Here is a 22464-nt window from a genome sequence, read left to right as displayed (position 1 = left end):
GGTAAGCAGTCCATACGATCATCCGCTGGCCCTCGGGCTGGGGATTGGGAGGTTCCCGGATGTTACGTTTCCCACGCTCGGCTGCGGGCGTGTCCATTGCCGTGCTCGCCACATCGGCGATCGCACCACCGGCGATCGCGGCCGCGCAGGCGCCGTCATCGTCGGAGTATCAGACGCAGGGCCTGTTGGACGATCTGCTCGGCAACCTCGGGGGCATCCTCGGCGGGCTGCTCGGCGGCAGTCAGCAGGATCAGCTGACGCAGTTGCTCGGACTGCTGCAGGGCGGCAGAGATCCGACCAGCGAGCTGCTCGCGCCGCTGACCGACATCCTCGGCCAGCTCGGCGCGGCGCCGGGCGTTCCCGGCCAGACGAGAGACCTGCTCTCGCAGCTGACCTCGCTGCTGAACTCCGGCAGAGCGGGCGTTCCGCTCGATCCGAGCCTGCTCGCGCCGGTCGCCGACCTGCTGCGCCAGCTCGCCGCGCTCGAGGGTCTTCCGGCCCCGGCCGCGCAACTGCTGGAGCAGCTCGCCGACATCCTCTCGTCTGACAATCCGACGACGGCGTTGCCGATCGACGGGCTGCTGAGACTGCCGATCGACGTGATCGACGGGCTCACCAGAGCGCTCGACGGGCTCACCAGATCCGACGGGCAGCCGACCGGCGAGCTGCTCGCGCCGCTGATCCCGCTGCTGAGAGAGGTCGCCGGGACCGCTGGCCTTCCGCCGGCGCTGAGAGACCTGATCAACCAGCTGATCGACCTGCTGTCGAGCACGACCGGCGCGCTCGATCCGCTGCTGACGACCACGCTGAGCACGGTCCTCACCATGGTCGGCAACACGCCGGGCGTGGACAGCGACACGAGAACGATCATCGAGAGAACGGTCACGATCCTCGACAGATCGGTCACCCCGGGCGCCGGCGGAGCCGGCGGTGCGGGCGGCGCAGGCGGGACCGGCACGACGAGCCCCGGGCCCGGCACGGGCGCCGGAACAGGCGCGGGTGGCACCGGCCTCAGAATCAGACGACTGGCGACGGCGAGAGATCGCGCCGTGATCAAGCGCGTGACCGTCAACAGAAAGAAGACGATCGCCTCCGTGCGGATCGCCTGCCCGAAGTCCGCTCCGGCGGTCTGCTCGACGACGCTGCGAGCGGCGGTCTCCGGCAAGTCGTCGAAGGTGAAGAGAATCCGCATCGGCCAGAACAAGTCGAAGGTCGCGAAGCTGAAGCTGACCAAGCGCGCGACGAGACAGCTGAAGAGAAGAGGCGGCAAGGTCGCCGTCAGCCTGACGACCGCGTTCGGGACGCAGAAGTTCGCCTCGAAGGCGACGTTGAGAGTGCGCCGCACGCGCTGATCCCGCGCGGTCGGCCACCGTCGCGACCCGGGCCGTCCCGCCATCCGTGGGGCGGCCCGGCGCGTTTGCGCGCTTGCACGACTCGCGCGAATCGCACGGCGCGCCTACGATGCCGAGCGGCACGGAGCACCAACCTGAGGAGCAGTGGATGCGCTGGAGGATCGTGGTCGCAGTCGTTCTCGCCGCAGTCGCCTGCACGGCGGCGGTCGCGGTTGCCGCACCGGCCGCGCGCCGGGCGCAGGCACCCACGCTGGAGGTGAGACCGCGAGCGGCGACACCGGGCGGAAGAGTCGTCTTCTACGGCAGCGGCTTCGCGCCGCTGGCACGCGTCGTGCTGCTGGCCGGTCCGTCAGCGAGCGCGACGGTGAAGATCGGCGCCGCGAGAACCGACGCCGACGGCGCCTTCGTCGCGCCGATCGCGATCCAGCGCGACGTCACGCCAGGCCGCTACGTCGCCTCCGCCTGCCGGCAGAGATGCCGCGTGAAGGCGACCGCGATGTTCCGGGTGCTGACGCCGCGCTAGCGTCGTGAGTCAGAGATTCGGCGGCAGCACCGGGCGCCTCGCGACACTAGGGGAGCGTCGCCGCGGGGGGCGGCGACGCGTGGGGTCCCTCAGCCAGGAAGGTCGTCGGAGAGCGCGTGCGTGTGCGCGCTCGCCGTCATCGCCGCGCGCGCGGCGGTGCGCGCCTCGCGGGCGGCCTCGCGCAGGGCGATGCGCTCTTCGCGCGCGTGAACGATCAGCTGCTCGGCCGCGTCGCTGAGCGCGAGGTTCGCGCTGCTGAGGCGCTCCAGCTGCTCGGCGAGACGGGCGAGGGGATCTTCCGTGATGGCGTCCATGGCTCATGAGTCTGGCACGCGTCGCAGCCGGCAGCCAGCATTTCACGCGGCGAACAGCGCGAACGCGCCGACGCAGCCCCTAGAAACAAGGGCCAATCCCCGTCATAGAGGGTACAGTCCCCTGCATAACGAGTGGAATGCAAGCGCGAACCCGTAAAGGGTTGCGCTGTGACCGATCCGCTCTCCAGAGAACGCCGCGCGCTCGCGGTCGCGGTGCGCGAGCTGCGGGTGCGCAGATCGCTGAAGCAGGAGGAGGTCGGAGAGGCCGCCGGCCTCGGTCGCAACTACCTGACGACGCTGGAGAACGGCCGCACGAACCCCTCCTTCGACGCGCTCGTGCGCCTCTCCCGCGGCCTCGGCGTCCCGCTCTCGGAGTTGGTGCGGACGTACGAGGAGCGGCTGCGCGACTGAGCGGACGGCGGGGCGCGGCAGCGTGACCGGCACGGCGATGCAGGCTTGGGACCGAGTGCCCGTTGGCACGTCGGCGTTTGCGCCTGCGCGGCGTGGCGCCTACTCTCCGCAGGATGAAGCCCCTCCTCTGCGCGGTCGCCGCGCTGCTGCTGACGGCGTCCGTCGCGCACGCCCAGACGACCGCCGCACCGCTCCCCGCCTGCAGTTCCCACGATGCCGCGATGGAGGCGTTCGCGCCGAGCCACGCCAGCCTCGGTCAAGCCGTCACGATCGAACTGGAGGGCATCTCGTCACTCAGCGGCGTCTACTCGAACGTGCGCGGCACGAGCGAGGCAACGACCCGCACCACCGACCTCGATGCCGACGGCTCCGGCGAACTGCGCCTGCCGCTGCCGCGGCACAACGGTCCTGCGACGGTGACGATCGCCTGGGACCAGGCCGCAGGTGCCGCCAGCGTCGACTCGCCGGCGTGCAGCGGGACGCTCACACTGGACGTGTCCGTGGTCAGGGGTCGCGTCGGCGACCTCGAGCGGCCGCTCGTCGACGGCTCCTGGACGCTCAGGCTGAAGGGCGCCCGCGCAGCCCTCCGGTGGCAGGCGGTGCCGACGTGCGCGGTCGGCGGCTGCGATTTCGCGATGCGACTGCAGGGCTCGCCGCCTGCCACCTATCGCTACAAGCTCCGAGCCGACGGCACGTACCGCTCCTCCCGGAGATACCGGCAAGTCGTGCAAGGGTGCGAGGGGGAGAAGGCCGTGGCGCGTGTCGAAGAAGAGGAGACACTGCGCGTCACGCACACGAAGCCGCGCGCAGACGGCAGTACGATCGCCACGCGCATGACGGGATATTCGCGTGTACGCGTCGTGCCGATCCCCGGCACGAGGCTCGCCGCCCGCTGCAACGCGTCGCCGTGGAACGGCGCACCGGCGACATTGGTCCGACGCTGACACGGTAACCTTCCGCGTTCACGCGCCCGTAGCTCAGTGGATAGAGCGCTCGCCTCCGGAGCGAGAGGTCGCAGGTTCGAATCCTGCCGGGCGCGCTCGCCGTTCCTCCGACCGCCTTGCGCGGATGCAGCTCGCGATCCTCTCCGACACCCACATGCCGAAGGGCGCCCGCGCCCTGCCGGCCGACTGCGTCGCGCGGCTGCAGGCCGCCGACCTGATAGTGCACGCGGGTGACTTCGTCCGCGCCGAGGTGCTGTACGAGCTGCGCGCGTACGGGGAGGTCGTGGCGGTGCACGGCAACGTCGACGAGGAGGCGGTGCGGCGCGAGCTGCCGGCCGAGCGGATCGTCGCGCTGCCCGGCGGGGTGCGGATCGCGCTGACGCATGACGCCGGGCCGTCGCGGGGCCGCCTGGAGCGGATGCAGCGGCGCTTTCCGGACGCCGACGCGCTCGTCTTCGGTCACTCGCACATGCCGCTGCACGAGACCAAACAAGCGACCGGTTTTCAGCTCTTCAATCCCGGCAGTCCGACCGAACGCCGCCGCGCGCCGCGTCACACGATGGGGCTGGCGACCGTCGCCGACGGTCGCGTCAGCTTCGAGCTGATCGCGCTCGAGACGGCCGAACCGTCGCCGGACGGCACGTTCGGTGCGGCCGAGCCGCGCTCGCGTGACGCCGCCGGCCCCGCGGACCCCGAGCCGGGCGCACCGCCGACCATCTAGTCTCAGAAGGCTGCAATGGACCTCTCGCTCTTCTTCGCCGGCACCGCCGGCTCGGTGCCGACCGCACGGCGCGGACTGCCCGCGCTGCTGCTGCGCCGGGGCGCCGACCGGATCCTGTTCGACTGCGGCGAGGGCACGCAGCGCCAACTGCTGCGCTCGGCCGGGCTGGCCGATCTGACCGATGTCTTCATCACGCACTTCCACGCCGACCACTGGCTCGGCCTGCCGGGGATGCTGAAGACGTTCGACCTGCGCGCGCGCGAGAAGCCGCTGACGATCTACGGCCCGCCCGGGCTGCGCCCGCTGATGAATTCGATGAAGCACGTCTGGGGCGGCTGCGGCTACGAGATCAGGCTCGTCGAGCTGCCGCCCGACGCGATGGTCGAGCGCGACGAGTACGTGATCGAGCCGTTCGCGGTCAACCACCGCGGCGCCGCCTACGGCTACGCGATCACCGAGGACGACCGCCTCGGCAGGTTCGACGCTGAGCTGGCGCAGCGGCTCGGCGTGATGCCCGGACCGGACTTCGGGCGTCTGCAGCGCGGCGAGACGATCAACGGCGTCAGACCCGAGCAGGTGATCGGCGAGACCCGCCCCGGCCGCAAGCTCGTGATCTCCGGCGACACCGGGCCGTCGGAGGAGCTGATCGAGATCGCCCACCGCGCCGACCTGCTCGTGCACGAGGCGACCTTCACGCAGGACGAGGCCGCGCGCGCGAAGGAGACGCAGCACTCGACCGCCGCCCAGGCCGCGCGCGCCGCCGTCGAGGCGGAGGTCAGGCTGCTCGCGCTCGTGCACCTGTCGACGCGCTACGGCGGGCGCGAGATCCGCGACGAGGCGCGCGCGATCTTTCCCGACGTCGTCGTCCCGCGCGACTTCGACGCGATCGAGGTCCCGTTCCCCGAGCGCGGCGCACCCGTGCTGGTGCGCTGGGATCCGAGCCGCCCGCTGCCGCCGCAGGCCGCGGCCGAGGTCGCCGCGACGGAGCCCGGGATCTGAACGTGAGCCAGCTCCCCAGAACACCGAGCTGGACGACGGTGGCACTCGGCTGCGCCGCCGGCTTCCTCGTCGGCGTGCTGCTCGTCGTGGCGCTCGGGATCGGACAGGCGCAGGAGCCGCCGGCGCGCACGATCACCGTCGTCAGCAGAGCGCCGGCGCTCAGCGGCGACGAGACCGTCATCACGAAGACCGCGGTGCCCGACGTCGTCGGCGAGCGGCTCGACGTCGCGCACGACCGGCTCAAGCGCGCCGGCTTCATGGTGAAGGAGGAGGACAACGGCCTGTTCGGCACGGTCATCGACTCCAACTGGGAGGTCAAGGAGCAGGATCCGGCCGCCGGCACCGCGCTGGAGCGCGGCTCGACGGTCCACATCAAGCTCGACCGCCGCTGAAGCGGCTCTGCGCAGCAGGCAGGCGCCGCTGCGTCCCGTGCCGTTGCTAGGGTGAGGCGCAGCAGTCCAATTCGTCCTTTAACCGGGTCCTGAGAGGCCAGGAAGGCGTGCATGAGTGAAGCGAAGGTCGTCCTCGACCGCGACGACATGCGGCGCACGCTGGTGCGCATCGCGCACGAGATCGTCGAGAAGAACCCCGCCCAGCAGCTCGCGATCGTCGGCATCCACCGGCGCGGCGCCGTGCTCGGCGCCCGGCTCCACGGGCTCGTCTCAGAGCTGCTCGACAGCCCGCCGCCGCTCGGCGACATCGACATCTCCTTCTACCGCGACGACGTCGCGACGCGCGTCGGCGCGCCGGTCGTGCACGCCTCGCACATCGACTTCGGCCTCGACGGCCTGACCGTCGTGATCGTCGACGACGTGCTCTACACCGGGCGCACCGTGCGCGCGGCGATCGAAGCCGTCTTCGACTACGGGCGCCCCGCCCGCCTGCAGCTCGCCGTGCTGGCCGACCGCGGCCACCGCGAGCTGCCGATCCGCCCCGACTACGTCGGCAAGAACCTCCCGACCGCGCGCGAGGAGCGCGTCAACGTCCGCGTCGAGGAGCTCGACGGCGTCGACGAGGTCACGATCTCAGAAGCCCGCCCCGTGGAGGCAAACGCATGAGACACCTGCTGTCGATCGACGACCTCGACCGCGCCGGCATCGAGCGCGTGCTCGACCGCGCCGCCTCCTTCGCCGAGGTCGCCGGACGCGAGATCAAGAAGGTCCCGGCGCTGCGCGGGCGCACCGTCGTCAACCTCTTCTACGAGGCCTCCACGCGCACCAGCAGCTCGTTCGAGCTGGCCGCCAAGCGCCTCTCGGCCGACCTCGTCTCGATCCGCGCCGCCAGCTCGGCCGTCGCCAAGGGCGAGTCGCTGAAGGACACGATCGCGACGCTGACCGCCTACGACCCGGCCGCGATCGTGATCCGCTCGCCGCACGCCGGCGCCGCGCAGCTGGTCGCCGGCTGGACCGACGCCGCCGTCGTCAACGCCGGCGACGGCAAGCACGAGCACCCGACGCAGGCGCTGCTGGACGTCTTCACGCTGCGCCAGAAGCTCGGCTCGCTGGAGGGCGCGAACATCTGGATCATCGGCGACGTGATGCACTCGCGCGTCGCGCGCTCGGACATCCTGGCCTTCACGCGGATGGGCGCGCGCGTCACGCTCAGCGGCCCGCCGACGCTGATCCCGCGCGGGATCGAGGCGCTCGGCTGCAGCGTCGAGCCGACGCTCGAGCGCCTGCCCGAGGCGGACGTCGTCTACGTCCTGCGGATGCAGCACGAACGGATGGAGGAGGCGTACGTGCCGTCACTGCGCGAATACGCGATGCGCTACCAGATCGGCACGAGCAGATTGCTGCCGCACCAGCTGCTGATGCACCCGGGACCGGTCAACCGCGGCGTCGAGCTGTCCGGCGCCGCGATCGACTCGCCGCAGGCGCTGATCAACCAGCAGGTCGAGGCCGGCGTCGTCGTGCGGATGGCGGTCCTGTACGAGCTGCTGGCCGGGGCAGGGGCGACCGCCGCCAGAGGCGTGCCGATCGGCACGCTCGAGACGCGCGCGGTGGCGGCGGCATGAGCACGGGGAACTGCGCCCAAGGGGCTTGTTCCCTTGGCATGAACTCGGCAGAGCCTCGCTCATGCCGCGAGGTGAGCTATGAGCGTTGAACGGCTGTTCTTCCGCGGCGGGCACGCGGCCGACCTGCTGATCCAGCGCGCGCATCTGCTGGACCCGCGCACGGACCTCGACGGCCCCGGCGACGTGCTCGTGCGCGGCGGCGAGATCGCCGAGATCGGCGCTCCCGGCACGCTCGTCGCGCCGGAGGGGAGCGAGACGATCGACGCGGAGGGGCAGCACCTGTTCCCCGGCTTCGTCGACCCGCACGTCCACTTCCGCACGCCCGGCCAGGAGTACAAGGAGGACCTCGACACCGGCACCGCGTCGGCCGCCGCCGGTGGCTTCACGGCCGTGATCGCGATGCCGAACACCGCGCCGACGGTCGACGACGCCTCGGTCCTGGGCTCGCTGCGCGACGCCGCCGAGTTGCAGGCGCGCGTCCCGGTCGGCTTCCTCGCCGCGATCACGAAGGGCCTCAGCGGCCACGAGCTGACCGAGATGGCGGAGCTGCGCGACGCCGGCGCGCTCGGGTTCACCGACGACGGCAGACCCGTCGTCTCGGCCGGCATGCTGCGCAAGGCGCTGCAGTACCAGCGCCTCGCGGGCGGCGTGCTCGGCCTGCACGAGGAGGATCCGTCGCTGTCGGGCGCCGGCGTGATGCACGAGGGGGAGGTCTCCGCACGGCTCGGTCTCGCCGGCTACCCCTCGATCGGCGAGTCGACGATGGTCGCGCGCGACGCGGCGATCGCCGCCTTCGAGGGCGGCCGGATGCACTTCCAGCACCTCTCCGCGGTCGAGTCGGTCGAGGCGCTCGCGTACTGGAAGGGGAGAGGCGCGCAGGTCACCGGCGAGGCCTCGCCGCACCACCTGACGCTGACGCACGACGCCGTCCGCTCGCTCGACACGCGCTACAAGATGAACCCGCCGCTGCGCGCGGAGTCCGACCGCCAGGCGCTGATCGCCGGCCTCAAGGACGGCACGATCGACTGCATCGCGACCGATCACGCGCCGCACGCCAAGCACGAGAAGGAGGTCCCGTTCGAGGAGGCGCCCAACGGCGTCACCGGGCTGGAGACCGCGTTCGCCTCGATCTACAGCGAGCTGGTGATCCCCGGGATCCTGCCGCTCGCGCTGCTGGTCGAGAAGCTCACCTCCGGCGCCGCGCTGTACGATCTGCGCACGCCGCGGATCGCCGTCGGGCAGCCCGCCGACCTCGCGCTGATCGACCTCGGCGCGCAGTGGGTCGTCGGCAAGCACGGCTACGCCAGCCGCTCGCAGAACTCGTGCTTCTTCGGCCGCACCTTCAACGGCGTCGTGCGGCTGACCGTCGCCGCCGGCACCGTCGCGCATCGCGCGCCCGCACCGAACGCCACCGCCACTGGAGTGACCGCATGAACGACGCGACCGCCTACGTCCTGCTGCAGGACGGTGAGCGCTTCGACGGGATCGCCTGCGGGGCGGACGGACACGCCGTCGGCGAGGTCGTCTTCACGACCGGCATGACCGGCTACCAGGAGGCGATGACCGACCCCAGCTTCGCCGGTCAGCTGATCACGTTCACGACCGTGCACGTCGGCAACTACGGCGTCTCGCAGGCGGCGATGGAGTCCGACCGGATCCACGCGCGCGCGGCGATCATGCGCGCCGCGACCAACCGCGACGACGCCCCGGGCGCCGACCAGGGCTGGCTCGACTGGCTGCGCGAGCAGGGGATCCCCGGCATCACCGACCTCGACACGCGCGCGCTCGTGCGGCACATCCGCGACGCCGGCGCGATGAAGGGCGGCGTCTTCCCGGCCTCGATCGACGAGGACGAGGCGCAGCGGCTGATCGCCGCGGAGCCGTCGATGGACGGCCGCGATCTCGCGCGCGAGGTGACGCCCGCGTCGATGGTCCGCCTGCAGCCGCTCGGCTCCGGCGTCGCCGGCAGCGACGGCCCGACGATCGCGATGATCGACACCGGCGTGAAGTCCTCGATCGTGCGCAACCTCCGCGAGCGCGGCGCGACCGTCGAGCTGCACCCCTGCACGACCGGCGCGCAGACGCTGCTGGACAGCGACGCCGACGCCTTCTTCATGGCCAACGGCCCCGGCGACCCCGCCGCGCTCGGCTACGTCGTCGAGACGCTCAGAGCGCTCGTCGGCAAGAAGCCCGTCTACGGGATCTGCCTCGGTCACCAGCTGCTGTGCCGCGCGATCGGGCTGGAGACGTACAAGCTGCCGTTCGGTCACCGCGGCTCCAACCACCCGGTCAAGGACCTCAGCACCGGGCGCGTCGAGATCACGAGCCAGAACCACGGCTTCGCGGTGCTCGGCCCGGACGGGGGTCAGAAGGTCGAGTCCGACGAGCCGGTCCGCTGGGAGACCGACTTCGGCGCCGCCGAGCTGACGCACGTCAACCTCTACGACCGCACCGTCGAGGGGCTGACGCTGCGCGACGTGCAGGGCGCGACCGTCCAGTACCACCCGGAGGCGGGCCCCGGCCCGCACGATTCGCTGTACCTGTTCGACCGCTTCATCAAGGAAATCGTGGCTGCCTGACATGCCCAAGCGCACCGACATCAAGAAGATCCTGATCATCGGCTCCGGCCCGATCGTGATCGGGCAGGCGGCGGAGTTCGACTACTCCGGCACGCAGGCGTGCAAGGTCCTGATGGAGGAGGGGTACGAGGTCGTGCTCGTCAACTCCAACCCGGCGACGATCATGACCGACCCGGAGATCGCGACCGCGACCTACGTCGAGCCGCTGCTGCCCGGCCCGGTCGCCCAGGTGATCGAGCGCGAGCGGCCTGACGCGCTGCTGCCGACGCTCGGCGGCCAGACCGCGCTCAACCTCGCCAAGGCGCTCCACGAGGACGGGACGCTCGCGAGATACGACGTCGAGCTGATCGGCGCGAACTACGACGCGATCGACCGCGCCGAGGACCGCGACCGCTTCCGCGAGACGATGGAGACCGCGAGGCTGCGCGTGCCGCGCTCGACGATCGCCCACACGCTCGACGAGGCACGCGGCGCGCTGGAGGAGATCGGCCTGCCGATGATCATCCGGCCGGCCTTCACGCTCGGCGGCCGCGGCGGCGGGATCGCCCGCACGGTCGAGGAGTTCGAGGCGATCTGCCAGCGCGGCATCGAGGCGTCGCCGATCGACCAGATCCTGATCGACGAGTCGGTCCTCGGCTGGGGCGAGTTCGAGCTGGAGGTGATGCGCGACCACGCCGACAACGTCGTGATCATCTGCTCGATCGAGAACCTCGACCCGATGGGCGTCCACACCGGCGACTCCGTCTGCGTCGCGCCGCAGCAGACGCTCACGGACAAGCAGTACCAGGCGCTGCGCGACCAGGCGATCGCCGTGATCCGCGCGGTCGGCGTCGAGACGGGCGGCTCCAACGTCCAGTTCGCCGTCAACCCGGCGACCGACGAGATCATCGTGATCGAGATGAACCCGCGCGTCTCGCGCTCGTCCGCGCTCGCCTCCAAGGCGACCGGCTTCCCGATCGCGAAGATCGCCGCGCGCCTGGCGGTCGGCTACACGCTGCAGGAGATCGACAACGACATCACGCGCGCGACGCCGGCCTCGTTCGAGCCGACGATCGACTACACCGTCGTCAAGTGGCCGCGCTTCGCGTTCGAGAAGTTCCCCGGCTCCGACGCCGGCCTGACGACGCACATGAAGTCCGTCGGCGAGGCGATGGCGATCGGGCGCACGTTCAAGCAGGCGTTCGCGAAGGCGCTGCGCTCACGCGAGCTGGACCAGGTCGCGCAGCCGCCCGCCGACGACGAGCAGCTGCTGCGCGAGCTGGAGCACGGCGGCCCGGACCGCTTCGACCTCGTGCTGGAGGCGCTGCGCCGCGGCGTCGCGGTCGAGACGCTGCACGCCCGCACGCAGATCGACCCCTGGTTCCTGCGCGAGCTGCAGGAGCTGGCACTCGACCCGGAGTCGGTCGAGGCCGGCGCGCGCGTCTTCAAGTCGGTCGACACGTGCGCGGCCGAGTTCGCCGCGCGCACGCCGTACTACTACTCCTCGCGCGAGCGGCCGCGCAGATCCGGCGTCCGGGGAGGAAGGGCGGGTTCCAGTTCCGAGGTCGTGCGCGGGGACCGCCCGAGCGTCGTGATCCTCGGCGCCGGCCCCAACCGCATCGGCCAGGGGATCGAGTTCGACTACTGCTGCGTGCACGCGGCGATGACCGTGCGCGAGTCCGAGCGCGACGCGGTGATGGTCAACTGCAACCCCGAGACCGTCTCGACCGACTACGACACCTCCGACCGGCTCTACTTCGAGCCGCTGACGCTGGAGGACGTGCTCGCCGTCTGCGAAGTCGAAAAGCCCGAGGGCGTGATCGTCCAGTTCGGCGGCCAGACGCCGCTGCGGCTCGCGGCCGGCCTGGAGGCCGCGGGCGTGAGGATCCTCGGCACCTCGATCGACGCGATCGACCACGCCGAGGACCGCGGCCGCTTCGGCAGGCTGCTGGAGACGCTCGGCTACTCGGCGCCGCCGTACGCGACCGCCCACTCGGCCGAGGAGGCGCTGCTGAGAGCGCCCGAGGTCGGCTTCCCGCTGCTGGTGCGCCCGAGCTACGTGCTCGGCGGCCGCGCGATGGAGATCGTCTACTCGCAGGCGGGCCTGCAGGACTACCTCGACCGCGTCGGCACGCCGCACGGCTCCGGCAAGGAGATCTTCCTCGACCGCTTCCTCGAGAACTCGATCGAGGTCGACGTCGACGCGCTGTGCGACGGCGAGGACGTCTGGATCGGCGGCATCATGCAGCACGTCGAGGAGGCCGGGATCCACTCCGGCGACTCCGCCTGCGTGCTGCCGCCGCACTCGCTCGGCAACGAGGCGCTGACGCAGATCCGCGAGCACACCGAGGGGATCGCGAAGGCGCTCGGCGTCGTCGGGCTGCTGAACGTGCAGTACGCGGTCTCGCAGACGGGCGAGCTGTTCGTGATCGAGGCGAACCCGCGCGCGTCGCGCACGGTCCCGTTCGTCTCGAAGGCGATCGGGCTGCCGCTGGCGAAGCTCGCCTGCCGCATCATGCTCGGCGAGAGAGTCGCGGACCTGAACCTGCCGGCGGATCCGGTCGGCGACGTCGTCTGCGTGAAGGAGGCGGTGATGCCGTTCGACCGCTTCGCCGGCGCCGACTCGCTGCTGGGCCCGGAGATGCGCTCGACCGGCGAGGTGATGGGGATCGCGCACGACTTCCCGACCGCGTTCGCGAAGGCGCAGGCGGCGGCCGGCTCGCTGCTGCCGTCGCAGGGGACGATGTTCATCACCGTCACCGACGGCGACAAGCCGGCGGCCGCGGGCGTCGCGATGGCGCTGCACGGCCTCGGCTTCAGGATCGTCGCGACGCACGGCACCGCGCAGGCGATCAAGCGGATGGGCATCCCCGTCGAGGCGCTGGAGAAGATCGGCGAGGGCTCGCCGAACGTGCTCGAGCTGATCGCCAAGGGCGAGGTCCAGCTGGTCGTCAACACGCCGGTCGGCACCGGTGCGCGGATCGACGGCTGGGAGATCCGCTCGGCCGCGATCGCCGCCGGGATCCCCTGCATCACGACGATGACCGGCGCGATGGCCGCCGCCCAGGCGATCGCCGCGGGCGGCAGAGGCGAGCCACGCGTGATCGCGCTGCAGGAGCTGCAGCGCGTCGCACAGCCGGCTCCGTCGCACGCCGCTTGAGCCCTCCGCCGGCTGATTGCCGGCTATCAATCTCAGGAGACGGTGCCGCGATCCAACCGCGCGGCACCGTCGGCAGTGAATGCGGGATGCTCCTCGGAGTCCTCCGCGCAGCGCTCCGCGGACGCTGGGACACGCCTTGCAGCGACCCTCCCCGGATTGCGCCGGGAACGCACGAGTTCTGGCGCGCAGACATCAGGCCCACCTTCGACCGCACGGGAAAACTCCTGCAAACCAATGCGATCTGATACCTCACTCTCGACATCGCTGAACCTCAACTTGAGGTCGAGACGAATTCGTCCCCTGCCGCTTGTACCACCACTCTCAGGATGTAGACTCGCCGCCATGCCGCCGGCCATCCCCACCGCCACCAAGCACGCGACTGCGCCGGACCGGTCCCTCGATCAGCGCATGGACGCGCTGCACCGCGCGAACGAGATCCGCACCCGACGGGCGCAACTGAAGCGGGACCTCAAAGCCGGACGCGCGGCGATCCACGAGCTGCTCATGGAGCCGCCGACCTACATCGAGACCGCGAAGGTCTTCGACCTCCTGCTCGCCGTCCCCAAGTACGGGCGCGTGAAGGCGAACAAGGTCCTGACGCAGTGCCGCATCTCGCCGAGCAAGACGATCGGCGGGCTCTCCCAGCGTCAGCGCGCTGAGCTCGTCGCGCTGCTGCGCCGCTAGCGCGTTGGCACGCGTCTTCGTCATCACCGGCCCCTCGGGTGTCGGCAAGGGCACGCTGATCCGCAACCTGCTCTCGCGCGTGCCCACGCTCGAGCTGTCCGTCTCCGCGACCACGCGCAAGCCGCGGGGCGACGAGCAGGATGGCGTTCATTACCACTTTCTTACCGACGAGGAATTCGCCTCGAAGGTCGCCGAAGGGGCGTTCGTCGAGCACGCTGACTACTCCGGGCGCCGCTATGGCACGCTGCGCTCGGAACTGGAGCGTCGGACCGCGGACGGCGCCCCGGTCGTGCTGGAGATCGAGGTCCAGGGGGCGCGTCAGGTGCGCGAGACGCTTCCGGACGCGGTTCAGGTGTTCATCGTGCCGCCGTCCGCGGAGGCGCTGCGAGAGCGCCTCGTGGGGCGGGGGACGGACAGCCCCGAGGACGTCGAGCGCCGTCTGCTCGTCGCCGAGGAGGAGCTGACCGCGCGCGACGAGTTCCAGTACCAGGTCGTCAACGACCGGCTCGAGGACGCGGTCGCCGAACTCGAGCAGATCGTCTCGCGCGAGCTGCCGCAGCGCTGATCGCGCGGGACCGCCGCGCTGCCGATGACCGCGCGCTGACACGGGACGGTGCGCTTCGACTGCCGTGGTTTCGCTATCGCGCTAGCTGGCTATCCTGCTAGCTATGCCCCAGGCGAAGACCCGCGGCGGCGAGCGCGAGGCGCTCTTCGTCCGCATCCCGACCAGCGAGGCGCAGCGGCTCGACCGCGCCGCGTTCGAGCTGAAGCTCTCCAAGCAGGACATCGTCAGCGCGCTCGTCGCGCGCTACGTCGACCCCAGCACGCCCGGCGGGCTGGAGGCGCTGCGTGCGCTCGGCACCGCGACGCCGCTGCAGGCGCCGGCGGCGGCCGGCACGCTGACGCTCGGGCGTCACGACTTCCGCCCCGATCCGGCCCCCGAAGTACTCACCGTCACCGACGCGGCGGCGCTGCTGCAGGTCGAGCAGGAGGTCGTCGAGCAGCTTGCGCGCGACGGCGAGCTGCCCGGCCGGCGCATCGGCAGCGAGTGGCGCTTCACCCGCCAGGCGATCCTTGACTGGCTTTCCGCCGGTAGCAGCTAGAATGCAGGGTCAATGACCTCTCGAAAGGCCACGTCTTGATCTCTCCCCGCATCGACCGCCTCCTCCAGCACGTCGACTCCGACTACGCCAGCGTCGTGGTGGCCGCCAAGCGCGCGCGTCAGATCAACTCGTACTACCACAACCTGGGCGAGGGTACGTTCGACGAGTTCCCGCCGCCGATGGTCGAGACGCGTTCGAAGAACTACCTCACGATCGCGCTCGAGGAAGTCGCCGACGGAAAGATCAAGTACCACTACCGCTAGGTAGCAGCAGCGGGACGGGAGCGACGGTCGTGGCTCGGATCCTGCTCGGCGTCTGCGGCGGGATCGCCGCCTACAAGGCGCTGGAGGCGGTCCGCTTGGCGACGAAGGCCGGGCACAGCGTGCGGGTCGTGCAGACGCCGACGAGCGAGCGGTTCGTCGGCGGCGCCTCGTTCGAGGCGATCACCGGCGCGCCGGTGCTGACGAGCGAGTTCGCGCCCGACCCGGCGCGCGGCGCCTTTCCGGGCGACCCGCCGCCGCAGCACGATCCGATCAGCCACCTCGCGCTCGTCGGCAACGCCGACGTCTTCCTGATCGCGCCCGCCTCCGCGAACACGCTCGCGAAACTGGCGGGCGGCTTCGCCGACAACCTGCTGACGAGCGCCGCGCTCGCCGCGCGCTGCCCGCTGATCGTCGCGCCCGCGATGAACGACGCGATGTGGGAGCACCCCGCGACGCAGACGAACCTCGCGACGCTGCGCGCCCGCGGCGTCCACGTCGTCGACCCGGGCGTCGGTCAGCTCGCCTCCAAGGGCGAGCACGGCGTCGGGCGGCTGGCGGAGCCGGCGGAGCTGTTGGCGGCGGTCGAGCGGGTGCTGGGGGTGGACGCCGACCTCGCCGGGCTGCGCGTCCTCGTCACCGCCGGCGGCACGCGCGAGCCGATCGACAGCGTCCGCTTCGTCGGCAACCGCTCCTCCGGGCGGATGGGCTTCGCGCTCGCCGAGCGGGCCGCCGCACGCGGTGCCGCCGTGACCGTGCTCGCCGCCAACGTCGCGCTGCCGCACGCGCCAGGGATCGCGTACCGCGAGGTCGAGACGGCGGCGCAGCTCGCCGCTGCCTGCGCGCACGAGTTCCCGCGCTGCGACGTGCTGCTGATGGCCGCCGCGGTCGCCGACTTCCGGCCGGTCGCACCGGCCGCGACGAAGATCAAGAAGGACGCGGACGCGCCCGACTCGATCGCGCTGGAGCGCACGCCCGACATCCTCGCCGGCCTCGCGCAGCAGCGCACGCTCCGCCAGACGGTCGTCGGCTTCGCCGCCGAGCACGGCGACGGCGCGCTCGACTACGCGCGCGGCAAGCTCGCGCGCAAGCGGCTGGACGCGATCGTCGTCAACGACGTCTCCCAGCCCGGCATCGGCTTCGACACGCCCGACAACGCGGTGACGATCGTCACCCCCGAGCGCGAGCGGCCGCTGTCGCGCGCGCCGAAGGGGGAGATCGCCGCCGCGATCCTCGACGAGGTCGTGCGGTTGCGCGCGATCAGGGACGCAGATGGAACCAGTGGATCTCCCGCCGGTCGCGCGGCACGAGTGTGAGGCCGCGGCGGGCACCGCCCGCCGCATCGTCGAGAACGTCCGGGCCGCGGTGCAGGTGCAGTCGCGCACGCTCGAGCACGTGATCGTCGCGCTGCTCGCCGAGGGCCACGTGCTGATGGAGGACCATCCCGGCGTCGGCAAGACGGCGCTGGCGCGCGCGATATCGCGCTCGGTCGACTGCCAGTTCGCGCGCATCCAGTGCACGGCAGATCTGCTGCCCTCCGACGTCGTCGGCACCAGCATCTACAACCAGCGCGAGGGGCGCTTCGACTTCAGGCCCGGGCCGGTCTTCGCGAACGTGGTGCTGGTCGACGAGATCAACCGCGCCTCGCCGCGCACGCAGTCCGGCCTGCTGGAGTGCATGCAGGAGCGGCGCGTGACCGTCGACGTCCACACGCACGAACTGGCGCGGCCGTTCGTCGTGCTGGCGACGCAGAACCCGGCCGAGTACGAGGGCACCTATCCGCTGCCCGAGGCCCAGGTCGACCGCTTCATGGTGCGCGTGTCGCTCGGCTACCCCGACCTCAACCACGAGGTCGCGATGCTCGGCGACCACGCCGCCGGCGACAGAGTCCTCACGCTCGAGCCGGTCGTGACGGCCGCCGAGGTGCTCGCCGCGCAGGACACCGCCGCGCGCGTGCAGGCGTCGCAGCCGCTGCGCGAGTACCTCGTGCGCGTGCTCGCGCACACGCGCGCGGACGACCGCGTCGAGGTCGGCGCCAGCCCGCGCGCGGGACTCATGCTGCTGCGCGCCGCGAAGGCGCGCGCGATGCTCTACGGCCGCAGCCACGTCGAGCCCGACGACGTCCAGTCGCTCGCGCAGCCGGTGCTCGCCCACCGCCTCGTGCTCGCGCCCGACGCCGTCGGCATCGGCACCGACCGCGTGATCGCCGACGCCGTCGCGGCGGTTCCGGCGCTCTAGCGGCATGCGCCCGCTCGCCGCAGCGGCCGCGAACGACCCGGTGCGGGAGCGCTGACGATGCGGCGCGCGGCCGGCGTCGTCCTGCTCGGCCTGGTGCTGGTCGGCGTCGCGGGCGTCTTCGACGCCTCGCCGCTGTACGTGCCGGGCGTCGGCTTCGCGGCGGTCGGACTGCTGACGGCGGCGTGGGTCGAGCTGAGCGCCCGCGGGCTGCGGATACGGCGCGAACTGGACGTCAAGCGCATCGTCGAGGACGAGCCCGTGCCCGTCCGGATCGAGATTCGCACGAGCCGGCTGCCGCTGCCGGTCGCGACCGTCGAGGATCCGCTGCTGGAGGGCGCGATGCGTCTCCCCGCGGGCAGACGCGAGCGCACCTTCACGGTCGTCGCGCGCTTCGGCCGTCGCGGCAGGCTGCAGATCGCGCCGCCGACGGTCGTGCTGCGCGACCCGTTCGAGTTGATACGCCGCGTCGTGCGCGGCGCGGGGGAGGGCGAGCTGCTAGTGCTGCCGCGCACCAGCGCGGTCGCGCTCGCCAGACGCCGCGGCGCCGACGGGCGACACGGCGGCCTCGCCGCGCTGCTGGGTGCGGCGGCGACCGACGTCGACGGCGTGCAGCCCTACCGCGAGGGCACGTCCGCCGGGCGGATCCACTGGCCGGCGCTGGCGCGCGGCGCCGGGCTGATGGAGCGGCGCCTGCGTGTCGAGGCCGACGCCCGCCCGCTCGTCGTGCTCGACACGCGCGGCGCCGCCTCGCGCGACGAGCTCGACATGGCCGTGCGCGCCGCCGCCTCGCTGACGCTCGCGTTCGCGCGCGCCGGCGGCTGCGCGCTGCTGCTGCCGGGCGAGCGCCGCCCGGTGACGATCGGCGAGGAGCTGGGCAACTGGCCGTCCGCGCATGTGCGGCTCGCGCTCGTCGAGGGCGGCGACGACATGCCGGTGCCGGCGCTGGGCGGCGCCGGCATGCGCCGCGGCGCGCTGATCTACGTCTGCGCCCGCCGCATCGAGCGGCTCCCACCGGCCGCCGGCGCGATCGCCCGCGGGCCCGCGACGCTCGTGATCCCGGGCAGACTCGCGGGCCGCGAGGCGAGCTTCGCGGTCGCCGGCTGCAACGGCTACGCGGTCTCGCGACGGCCGGCCGCGACGGCTGCGAGCGGGGCGGTGACGGGATGACCGCCACCGCGACGCCGCCGCCCGCCGCGGACGCCCCGCGGCCGGACCTGCCGCTGCGCAGACCACGCCGCCGCGCCGGGCGCCCCAGCGCACCGCTGCTGTCGGCGCCGGTCGCACGGATCGTGACGTTGACGGCGCTCGGCGCCTACGCGGCGCTGCGCTGGTCGACGCTCGTGGCGCCATCGGGCGCGGGGCGGATGGCGCTGCTGCTGGCGATCGCGCTGGCGGCGGGGCTCGCCGTCGGACAGCTGACGCGGCTGCCGGCGCTGGCGCAGGCGCCGGCCGCTGTCGCGGTCGTCGTCGTGTGGGCGGCGGCAAGCATGATCGCCTCCGGCGCGGCCGCGTCGCTGGTGCTGGAGCCGCGCAACTGGGACGACCTCGCGCTCGGCCTGCAGCAGGGGATCGAGCAGCTGCCGCGCGTGCTGGTCCCGTACTCGCAGCCGGACGAGTGGCCGCGCATATCGATCCTGCTCGGCGGCGCGCTGCTGCTGGCGCTCGGGTGCGTGCTCGGCCTGTCGCCCGGCCGCCGCGGCGTCCCGCTGCGCGACGGCACGCCGTTCGGCGGCGGGATCGGCCTGCGAATGGTCGCCGCGACGCCGCTGATCGCCGCCGCGATCGTGCCGCCGGTGATCATGGAGCCGAGCGCGCCGGTGCTGGAGGGGATCGCGCTGTTCGTGCTGCTGGCCGCGTTCCTGTGGCTGGAGCGGCTGCCGCGCGCCCACGTCCTGTTCGCGGTCATGCTGCTCGCGATCGCCGCGGGCGTCGGTGCCGTCGGGCTGACGTCGCTGGACAGAAAGGAGCCGTGGGTCGACGCGCAGAAGCTCGTCGGGGCGCTCGACAGACCCGATCCAGCGCGCTTCGACTGGTCGCAGTCCTACGGTCCGCTCGACTGGCCGCGCACCGGTCGCGAGATCGTGCGGATCAAGTCACGGGTGCAGACGTACTGGAAGGCGCAGAACCTCGACGGCTTCGACGGCGTGCGCTGGACCCGCACCGCGCCGCTGCGCCCGACCGCGCCAGAGGCGGAGGTCCCGCAGCAGGCGGAGCACAACAGAGCGTGGCGGGTCCCGGTGCAGGTGACGCTGCGCGACTTCTCCACCTCCGACGTGATCGGCGCCGGCACGACGACCGGCTTCGAACACGAGCCGACGAAGTTCGTTGCCGGCGCCAGCCCCGGCACCTGGGTCTCCAACGAGCCGCTGGAGCCCGGCGACGGCTACGTCGCGAACACGATCGTGCCGCGCCCGAGACAGCAGCAGCTGGCGAACGCCGGCACCGACTATCCCGAGCAACTGCTGCGCTACCTGCTGGTCGGCCTGCCGCAGCCCAACAGCCCGAACGCAACCAACCCGCGCCGCTACTCGCCCGGCGCCGGGGTCGCGTTCGTGCCGCCGTTCGGGAGCGCCGCCGACGGCGCGCCGCAGTCGGTGGTCGCGGCGCAGCTGCTCGTGACCAGTCCCTACGAGCGCAGCTATCAGCTGGCGCAGCAGCTCGCCGCCGGCGCCGCGACGCCCTACGAGTTCGTGCAGCGCGTGCTGGGGTACCTGCGCCAGGGCTACAGCTACAGCGAGACGCCGCCGCGCCGCCAGCTCCCGCTCGACGCCTTCCTGTTCCGCGACAGAGTCGGCTACTGCCAGCAGTTCGCCGGCGCGGCCGCCCTGCTGCTGCGGATGGGCGGCGTGCCGACGCGCGTCGCCGCCGGCTTCACGAGCGGCTCGCGCGACGGCGCGCGCGACGAGTACGTCGTGCGCGACTACGACGCGCACGCCTGGATCGAGGTCTGGTTCCCGCAGATCGGTTGGGTCAAGTTCGACCCGACGCCGACGACCGCCCCGGCGCGCTCCGGCAGAGCGCCCAGAGCCGCGCCGACCAGAACGGTCCAGACGCCTCTGCCGCAGCAGAGACTGCCGGAGCCGCCGGCGGCGAGAGTCGACACGCCCGCGCCGACGGCCGGGAGCGGCAGCTCGGGCTGGTCGCCGGTCGCGTTCGTCGCGCTCGCGCTCGTCGTGATCGCGCTGCTGGCGGCCGGGCTGCTGTGGCGCCGCTCGCTCGCCAGGCCGCGTGACGCCGACGCGCTGCTGGGAGAGCTGCAGCGCGCGCTGCGCCGTACCGGGCGCCCGCCCGAGCCGCAGCTGACGCTGCTGGCGCTGGAGCGCCGGATGCACGACGCGCCCGACGCGGCCGGCTACGTGAGAGCCGTGCGACTGGCGCGTTTCGGCGGCGAAGACGCCGGCGTGACGCCGCGCCAACGCCGCGCGCTGCGCGCCGAACTGGCTCGCGGGCTCGGCCTCGGCGGCCGCCTGCGCGCGCTGTTCGCGCTGCCGCCGCGATGGGGTCGTTGAGCGCGGCAGCCCGCCAGCCCGCGCTGTCCGTCGAAGAACTCGCCCCCTTTGCCGCTGACCGGCCGCCTACACTGGAGCGATGGCTGACGTCTATCAGCTCTACCTGCGCGGCACCGAGCTGCTGGAGAGCGGCGACTACTACCAGGCGGCGATCCCGCTGCGACAGGCGCGCGACGCCGCGCCCGACAAGTCCTCCGTCCGCGAGGCGCTCGGGCGCGCGCTCTTTCATGCGCAGCACTACGAGGAGGCGGCGGCCGAGTTCGCCGCTGTCGTCGAGCAGGCGCCGACGAACGACTACGCGCTCTTCTGCCTCGGCCGCTCGCTGCAGCAACTCGGCCGCCACGCCGACTCGCTGCCACCGCTCGCGCAGGCCGCCGGCCTGCGCCCCGAGCGCCGCGACTACCGCAGATACCGCGACCGCGCCCGCGCGGCCTGCGGGCGCTGATCCGTCGTTTGGCGGTCGCTCAGGGCCGCGCCCGACCGCGCCGCCTCAGTCATCCGCCAGCAGTCGCTCGAGGAACGCGTCGGGGGACTGCAGGAACGAGCGCGTCAGCTGGACCGGGGGCGCCTCGTCATAGGCGACCCGCTCGATCCCGGCCGGCGAGGAGAGCTGGTAGATCGTCGCGCCGGGGTAGGCGAGCAGCAGGGGAGAGTGGGTCGCGACGACGAACTGGGAGCCGTCCGCGACCAGTTCGTGCATCCGGCGCACCAGCGTCAGGCAGTTCTGCGCCGACAGCGCCGCCTCCGGCTCGTCGAGCAGGTAGAGCCCGTCGGGGCCGAAGCGGTTCAACGTGACGGCGAGGAACGACTCGCCGTGCGACTGGGCATGCAGCGACGCGCCGCCGTAGGAGTCCAGCGCCCCGCCGCCGAGTTGCTCCAGGTACGTCGCCGCGTTGAAGAGGCTCTCCGCGCGCAGGAAGAAGTCGGTGCGCGGACGGCGGATGCCGCGCGCGACACGCAGCGCGTCGCCGAGCGGATGGTCCTCGGCGCGCGTCGCGAAGCCGAAGTTGGAGGAGCCGCCCTCCGGATTCATCCCGAGCGCGACCGCGAGCGCCTCGATCAGCGTCGACTTGCCGCTGCCGTTCTCGCCGACGAGGAAGGTGACGGCGGGATCCAACTCCAGCGGCGCCTCCTGCAGCGACTCGACCACGTGCAGCCACCACGGGTGCCCGTCGCGCGGCGGGTCACCGGGCGCCGGCGGACGGATCGCGATCGAGCGCAGGAAGGCGTCGTTCACACGCGCTCGTCGTCGTCAACGGTGTCGCCCGCACGCTCCCCGTCCGCCCGCCCCGCGGCCTCCCGCGCCTGCACCACACTCAGGACGAGCAAGCCGAGGAAGGTGTCGAGCTGGACGGGGTCGACGGCGACCAGCGGCAGGTCGCCCTGGATCCAGACCTCGCCGTCGCGCGTGTGCGCGAAGCGGACGAAGGGGACCTGGCGGTTCCAGCGCAGCAGGTCGTGCGGGTCGATCCGGTCGGGGCCGATCACGTGCGCCTGAGCGCGCAGCAGGCCGTCGCGGATCGCGACGCCGACGTCGAGCGGCCAGCCGGCCGCCTCGACCGTGATGCCCCACTCGGCGAACGCGAGTCTGCGGGTCTCGCCGTCGAGCCCCTCGATGAAGGTCTCGACGGTCATACGGGGGTCTCTCGTCATCGCCGCGCAACGATACGTGGC

24 protein-coding genes and 1 tRNA gene are annotated in these 22464 nt (G+C 72.3%); 22 read left to right on the top strand and 3 right to left on the bottom strand.

Features of this window, described 5'->3' with window-relative positions; all coding sequences use genetic code 11:
- The first annotated feature begins 89 nt into the window (after window positions 1–89).
- On the top strand, window positions 90–1352 hold the full coding sequence (locus Q7L65_RS09915) for a hypothetical protein (protein WP_304720804.1): 1263 nt from the start codon (window positions 90–92) through the stop codon (window positions 1350–1352).
- Window positions 1353–1500: 148 nt separating this feature from the next.
- Window positions 1501–1875: a hypothetical protein gene (locus Q7L65_RS09910; RefSeq protein WP_304720803.1), complete on the top strand. Its 375-nt coding sequence runs from the start codon at window positions 1501–1503 to the stop codon at window positions 1873–1875.
- A gap of 89 nt (window positions 1876–1964) precedes the next feature.
- Here the strand turns inward: Q7L65_RS09910 and Q7L65_RS09905 are convergent, their stop codons facing one another.
- Window positions 1965–2189 carry a hypothetical protein gene (locus Q7L65_RS09905; RefSeq protein ID WP_304720801.1) on the bottom strand — a complete coding sequence of 75 codons (225 nt, stop codon included), beginning with the start codon at window positions 2187–2189 and terminating at the stop codon, window positions 1965–1967.
- Window positions 2190–2357: 168 nt separating this feature from the next.
- Here Q7L65_RS09905 and Q7L65_RS09900 point away from each other — a divergent pair, with 168 nt between their 5' ends.
- From Q7L65_RS09900 to Q7L65_RS09805, 20 genes are all read left to right on the top strand, one after another.
- Complete coding sequence (locus tag Q7L65_RS09900; protein ID WP_304720800.1) at window positions 2358–2600, top strand: helix-turn-helix domain-containing protein; 243 nt, start codon at window positions 2358–2360, stop codon at window positions 2598–2600.
- A 113-nt stretch (window positions 2601–2713) separates the two neighbouring features.
- Window positions 2714–3544, top strand: coding sequence for a hypothetical protein (locus tag Q7L65_RS09895; protein WP_304720798.1), 831 nt, complete (start codon window positions 2714–2716; stop codon window positions 3542–3544).
- A 22-nt stretch (window positions 3545–3566) separates the two neighbouring features.
- Window positions 3567–3639, top strand: a tRNA-Arg gene (locus Q7L65_RS09890).
- A gap of 29 nt (window positions 3640–3668) precedes the next feature.
- Window positions 3669–4265, top strand: coding sequence for a metallophosphoesterase (locus tag Q7L65_RS09885; protein ID WP_304720797.1), 597 nt, complete (start codon window positions 3669–3671; stop codon window positions 4263–4265).
- 15 nt (window positions 4266–4280) lie between these two features.
- Window positions 4281–5264: a ribonuclease Z gene (gene rnz / locus Q7L65_RS09880; protein WP_304720796.1), complete on the top strand. Its 984-nt coding sequence runs from the start codon at window positions 4281–4283 to the stop codon at window positions 5262–5264.
- Between the two features lie 2 nt (window positions 5265–5266).
- Window positions 5267–5656: a PASTA domain-containing protein gene (locus tag Q7L65_RS09875; protein WP_304720795.1), complete on the top strand. Its 390-nt coding sequence runs from the start codon at window positions 5267–5269 to the stop codon at window positions 5654–5656.
- 111 nt (window positions 5657–5767) lie between these two features.
- Window positions 5768–6322, top strand: coding sequence for a bifunctional pyr operon transcriptional regulator/uracil phosphoribosyltransferase PyrR (gene pyrR / locus Q7L65_RS09870; RefSeq protein WP_304720794.1), 555 nt, complete (start codon window positions 5768–5770; stop codon window positions 6320–6322).
- The gene (locus Q7L65_RS09865; RefSeq protein ID WP_304720793.1) at window positions 6319–7278 is read left to right on the top strand and encodes an aspartate carbamoyltransferase catalytic subunit; all 960 of its coding nucleotides are present in this window, start codon (window positions 6319–6321) and stop codon (window positions 7276–7278) included. Before pyrR ends, Q7L65_RS09865 begins: the two co-directional genes overlap by 4 nt.
- A gap of 78 nt (window positions 7279–7356) precedes the next feature.
- A complete protein-coding gene (locus Q7L65_RS09860) occupies window positions 7357–8712 on the top strand; it encodes a dihydroorotase (RefSeq protein WP_304720790.1) in 1356 nt (451 codons plus the stop codon).
- Window positions 8709–9857 carry a glutamine-hydrolyzing carbamoyl-phosphate synthase small subunit gene (carA, locus tag Q7L65_RS09855; protein ID WP_304720789.1) on the top strand — a complete coding sequence of 383 codons (1149 nt, stop codon included), beginning with the start codon at window positions 8709–8711 and terminating at the stop codon, window positions 9855–9857. Before Q7L65_RS09860 ends, carA begins: the two co-directional genes overlap by 4 nt.
- A gap of 1 nt (window position 9858) precedes the next feature.
- Window positions 9859–12996, top strand: a complete 3138-nt coding sequence (carB, locus tag Q7L65_RS09850; RefSeq protein WP_304720787.1) for a carbamoyl-phosphate synthase large subunit — start codon at window positions 9859–9861, stop codon at window positions 12994–12996.
- A 342-nt stretch (window positions 12997–13338) separates the two neighbouring features.
- A complete protein-coding gene (gene mihF / locus Q7L65_RS09845) occupies window positions 13339–13680 on the top strand; it encodes an integration host factor, actinobacterial type (RefSeq protein ID WP_304720785.1) in 342 nt (113 codons plus the stop codon).
- 4 nt (window positions 13681–13684) lie between these two features.
- Entirely contained in the window at window positions 13685–14245 is a 561-nt protein-coding gene (gene gmk, locus Q7L65_RS09840) for a guanylate kinase (protein WP_304720783.1), read from the top strand.
- 103 nt (window positions 14246–14348) lie between these two features.
- A complete protein-coding gene (locus tag Q7L65_RS09835) occupies window positions 14349–14783 on the top strand; it encodes a helix-turn-helix domain-containing protein (RefSeq protein WP_304720782.1) in 435 nt (144 codons plus the stop codon).
- 35 nt (window positions 14784–14818) lie between these two features.
- On the top strand, window positions 14819–15046 hold the full coding sequence (gene rpoZ / locus Q7L65_RS09830; RefSeq protein WP_221243089.1) for a DNA-directed RNA polymerase subunit omega: 228 nt from the start codon (window positions 14819–14821) through the stop codon (window positions 15044–15046).
- A gap of 29 nt (window positions 15047–15075) precedes the next feature.
- Window positions 15076–16359, top strand: coding sequence for a bifunctional phosphopantothenoylcysteine decarboxylase/phosphopantothenate--cysteine ligase CoaBC (coaBC, locus tag Q7L65_RS09825; protein ID WP_304720780.1), 1284 nt, complete (start codon window positions 15076–15078; stop codon window positions 16357–16359).
- Window positions 16316–17281 carry a MoxR family ATPase gene (locus Q7L65_RS09820; protein ID WP_304720779.1) on the top strand — a complete coding sequence of 322 codons (966 nt, stop codon included), beginning with the start codon at window positions 16316–16318 and terminating at the stop codon, window positions 17279–17281. The genes coaBC and Q7L65_RS09820 overlap by 44 nt, the downstream gene beginning before the upstream one ends.
- 57 nt (window positions 17282–17338) lie before the next feature.
- A complete protein-coding gene (locus Q7L65_RS09815) occupies window positions 17339–18448 on the top strand; it encodes a DUF58 domain-containing protein (protein WP_304720777.1) in 1110 nt (369 codons plus the stop codon).
- Window positions 18445–20790, top strand: coding sequence for a transglutaminase family protein (locus Q7L65_RS09810; protein WP_304720776.1), 2346 nt, complete (start codon window positions 18445–18447; stop codon window positions 20788–20790). Before Q7L65_RS09815 ends, Q7L65_RS09810 begins: the two co-directional genes overlap by 4 nt.
- 79 nt (window positions 20791–20869) lie before the next feature.
- Window positions 20870–21235 carry a tetratricopeptide repeat protein gene (locus Q7L65_RS09805; RefSeq protein ID WP_304720775.1) on the top strand — a complete coding sequence of 122 codons (366 nt, stop codon included), beginning with the start codon at window positions 20870–20872 and terminating at the stop codon, window positions 21233–21235.
- A 45-nt stretch (window positions 21236–21280) separates the two neighbouring features.
- On the opposite strand, the gene Q7L65_RS09800 is transcribed toward Q7L65_RS09805, so the two are convergent.
- Together Q7L65_RS09800 and Q7L65_RS09795 are read right to left on the bottom strand one after the other, a co-directional pair.
- The gene (locus tag Q7L65_RS09800; RefSeq protein ID WP_304720773.1) at window positions 21281–22027 is read right to left on the bottom strand and encodes an AAA family ATPase; all 747 of its coding nucleotides are present in this window, start codon (window positions 22025–22027) and stop codon (window positions 21281–21283) included.
- On the bottom strand, window positions 22024–22443 hold the full coding sequence (locus tag Q7L65_RS09795; RefSeq protein WP_304720772.1) for a YbjN domain-containing protein: 420 nt from the start codon (window positions 22441–22443) through the stop codon (window positions 22024–22026). The genes Q7L65_RS09800 and Q7L65_RS09795 overlap by 4 nt, the downstream gene beginning before the upstream one ends.
- Window positions 22444–22464 lie beyond the last annotated feature (21 nt).

Origin of the sequence: Conexibacter sp. CPCC 206217 (genome assembly GCF_030646165.1) — a bacterium.
Classification (GTDB): domain Bacteria; phylum Actinomycetota; class Thermoleophilia; order Solirubrobacterales; family Solirubrobacteraceae; genus Conexibacter.
Note: the sequence above shows the minus strand (reverse complement) of the source record. Positions and strands in the feature narration are given on the sequence as shown.

Coding starts and splice junctions, on each gene's coding strand:
- Q7L65_RS09910 (WP_304720803.1), top strand. CDS start 1,501: ATGCGCTGGAGGATCGTGGTCGCAGTCGTTCTCGCCGCAGTCGCCTGC.
- Q7L65_RS09905 (WP_304720801.1), bottom strand. CDS start 2,189: ATGGACGCCATCACGGAAGATCCCCTCGCCCGTCTCGCCGAGCAGCTG.
- Q7L65_RS09895 (WP_304720798.1), top strand. CDS start 2,714: ATGAAGCCCCTCCTCTGCGCGGTCGCCGCGCTGCTGCTGACGGCGTCC.
- Q7L65_RS09885 (WP_304720797.1), top strand. CDS start 3,669: ATGCAGCTCGCGATCCTCTCCGACACCCACATGCCGAAGGGCGCCCGC.
- rnz (WP_304720796.1), top strand. CDS start 4,281: ATGGACCTCTCGCTCTTCTTCGCCGGCACCGCCGGCTCGGTGCCGACC.
- pyrR (WP_304720794.1), top strand. CDS start 5,768: ATGAGTGAAGCGAAGGTCGTCCTCGACCGCGACGACATGCGGCGCACG.
- Q7L65_RS09865 (WP_304720793.1), top strand. CDS start 6,319: ATGAGACACCTGCTGTCGATCGACGACCTCGACCGCGCCGGCATCGAG.
- Q7L65_RS09860 (WP_304720790.1), top strand. CDS start 7,357: ATGAGCGTTGAACGGCTGTTCTTCCGCGGCGGGCACGCGGCCGACCTG.
- carA (WP_304720789.1), top strand. CDS start 8,709: ATGAACGACGCGACCGCCTACGTCCTGCTGCAGGACGGTGAGCGCTTC.
- carB (WP_304720787.1), top strand. CDS start 9,859: ATGCCCAAGCGCACCGACATCAAGAAGATCCTGATCATCGGCTCCGGC.
- mihF (WP_304720785.1), top strand. CDS start 13,339: ATGCCGCCGGCCATCCCCACCGCCACCAAGCACGCGACTGCGCCGGAC.
- Q7L65_RS09835 (WP_304720782.1), top strand. CDS start 14,349: ATGCCCCAGGCGAAGACCCGCGGCGGCGAGCGCGAGGCGCTCTTCGTC.
- Q7L65_RS09820 (WP_304720779.1), top strand. CDS start 16,316: ATGGAACCAGTGGATCTCCCGCCGGTCGCGCGGCACGAGTGTGAGGCC.
- Q7L65_RS09815 (WP_304720777.1), top strand. CDS start 17,339: ATGCGGCGCGCGGCCGGCGTCGTCCTGCTCGGCCTGGTGCTGGTCGGC.
- Q7L65_RS09810 (WP_304720776.1), top strand. CDS start 18,445: ATGACCGCCACCGCGACGCCGCCGCCCGCCGCGGACGCCCCGCGGCCG.
- Q7L65_RS09805 (WP_304720775.1), top strand. CDS start 20,870: ATGGCTGACGTCTATCAGCTCTACCTGCGCGGCACCGAGCTGCTGGAG.
- Q7L65_RS09795 (WP_304720772.1), bottom strand. CDS start 22,443: ATGACGAGAGACCCCCGTATGACCGTCGAGACCTTCATCGAGGGGCTC.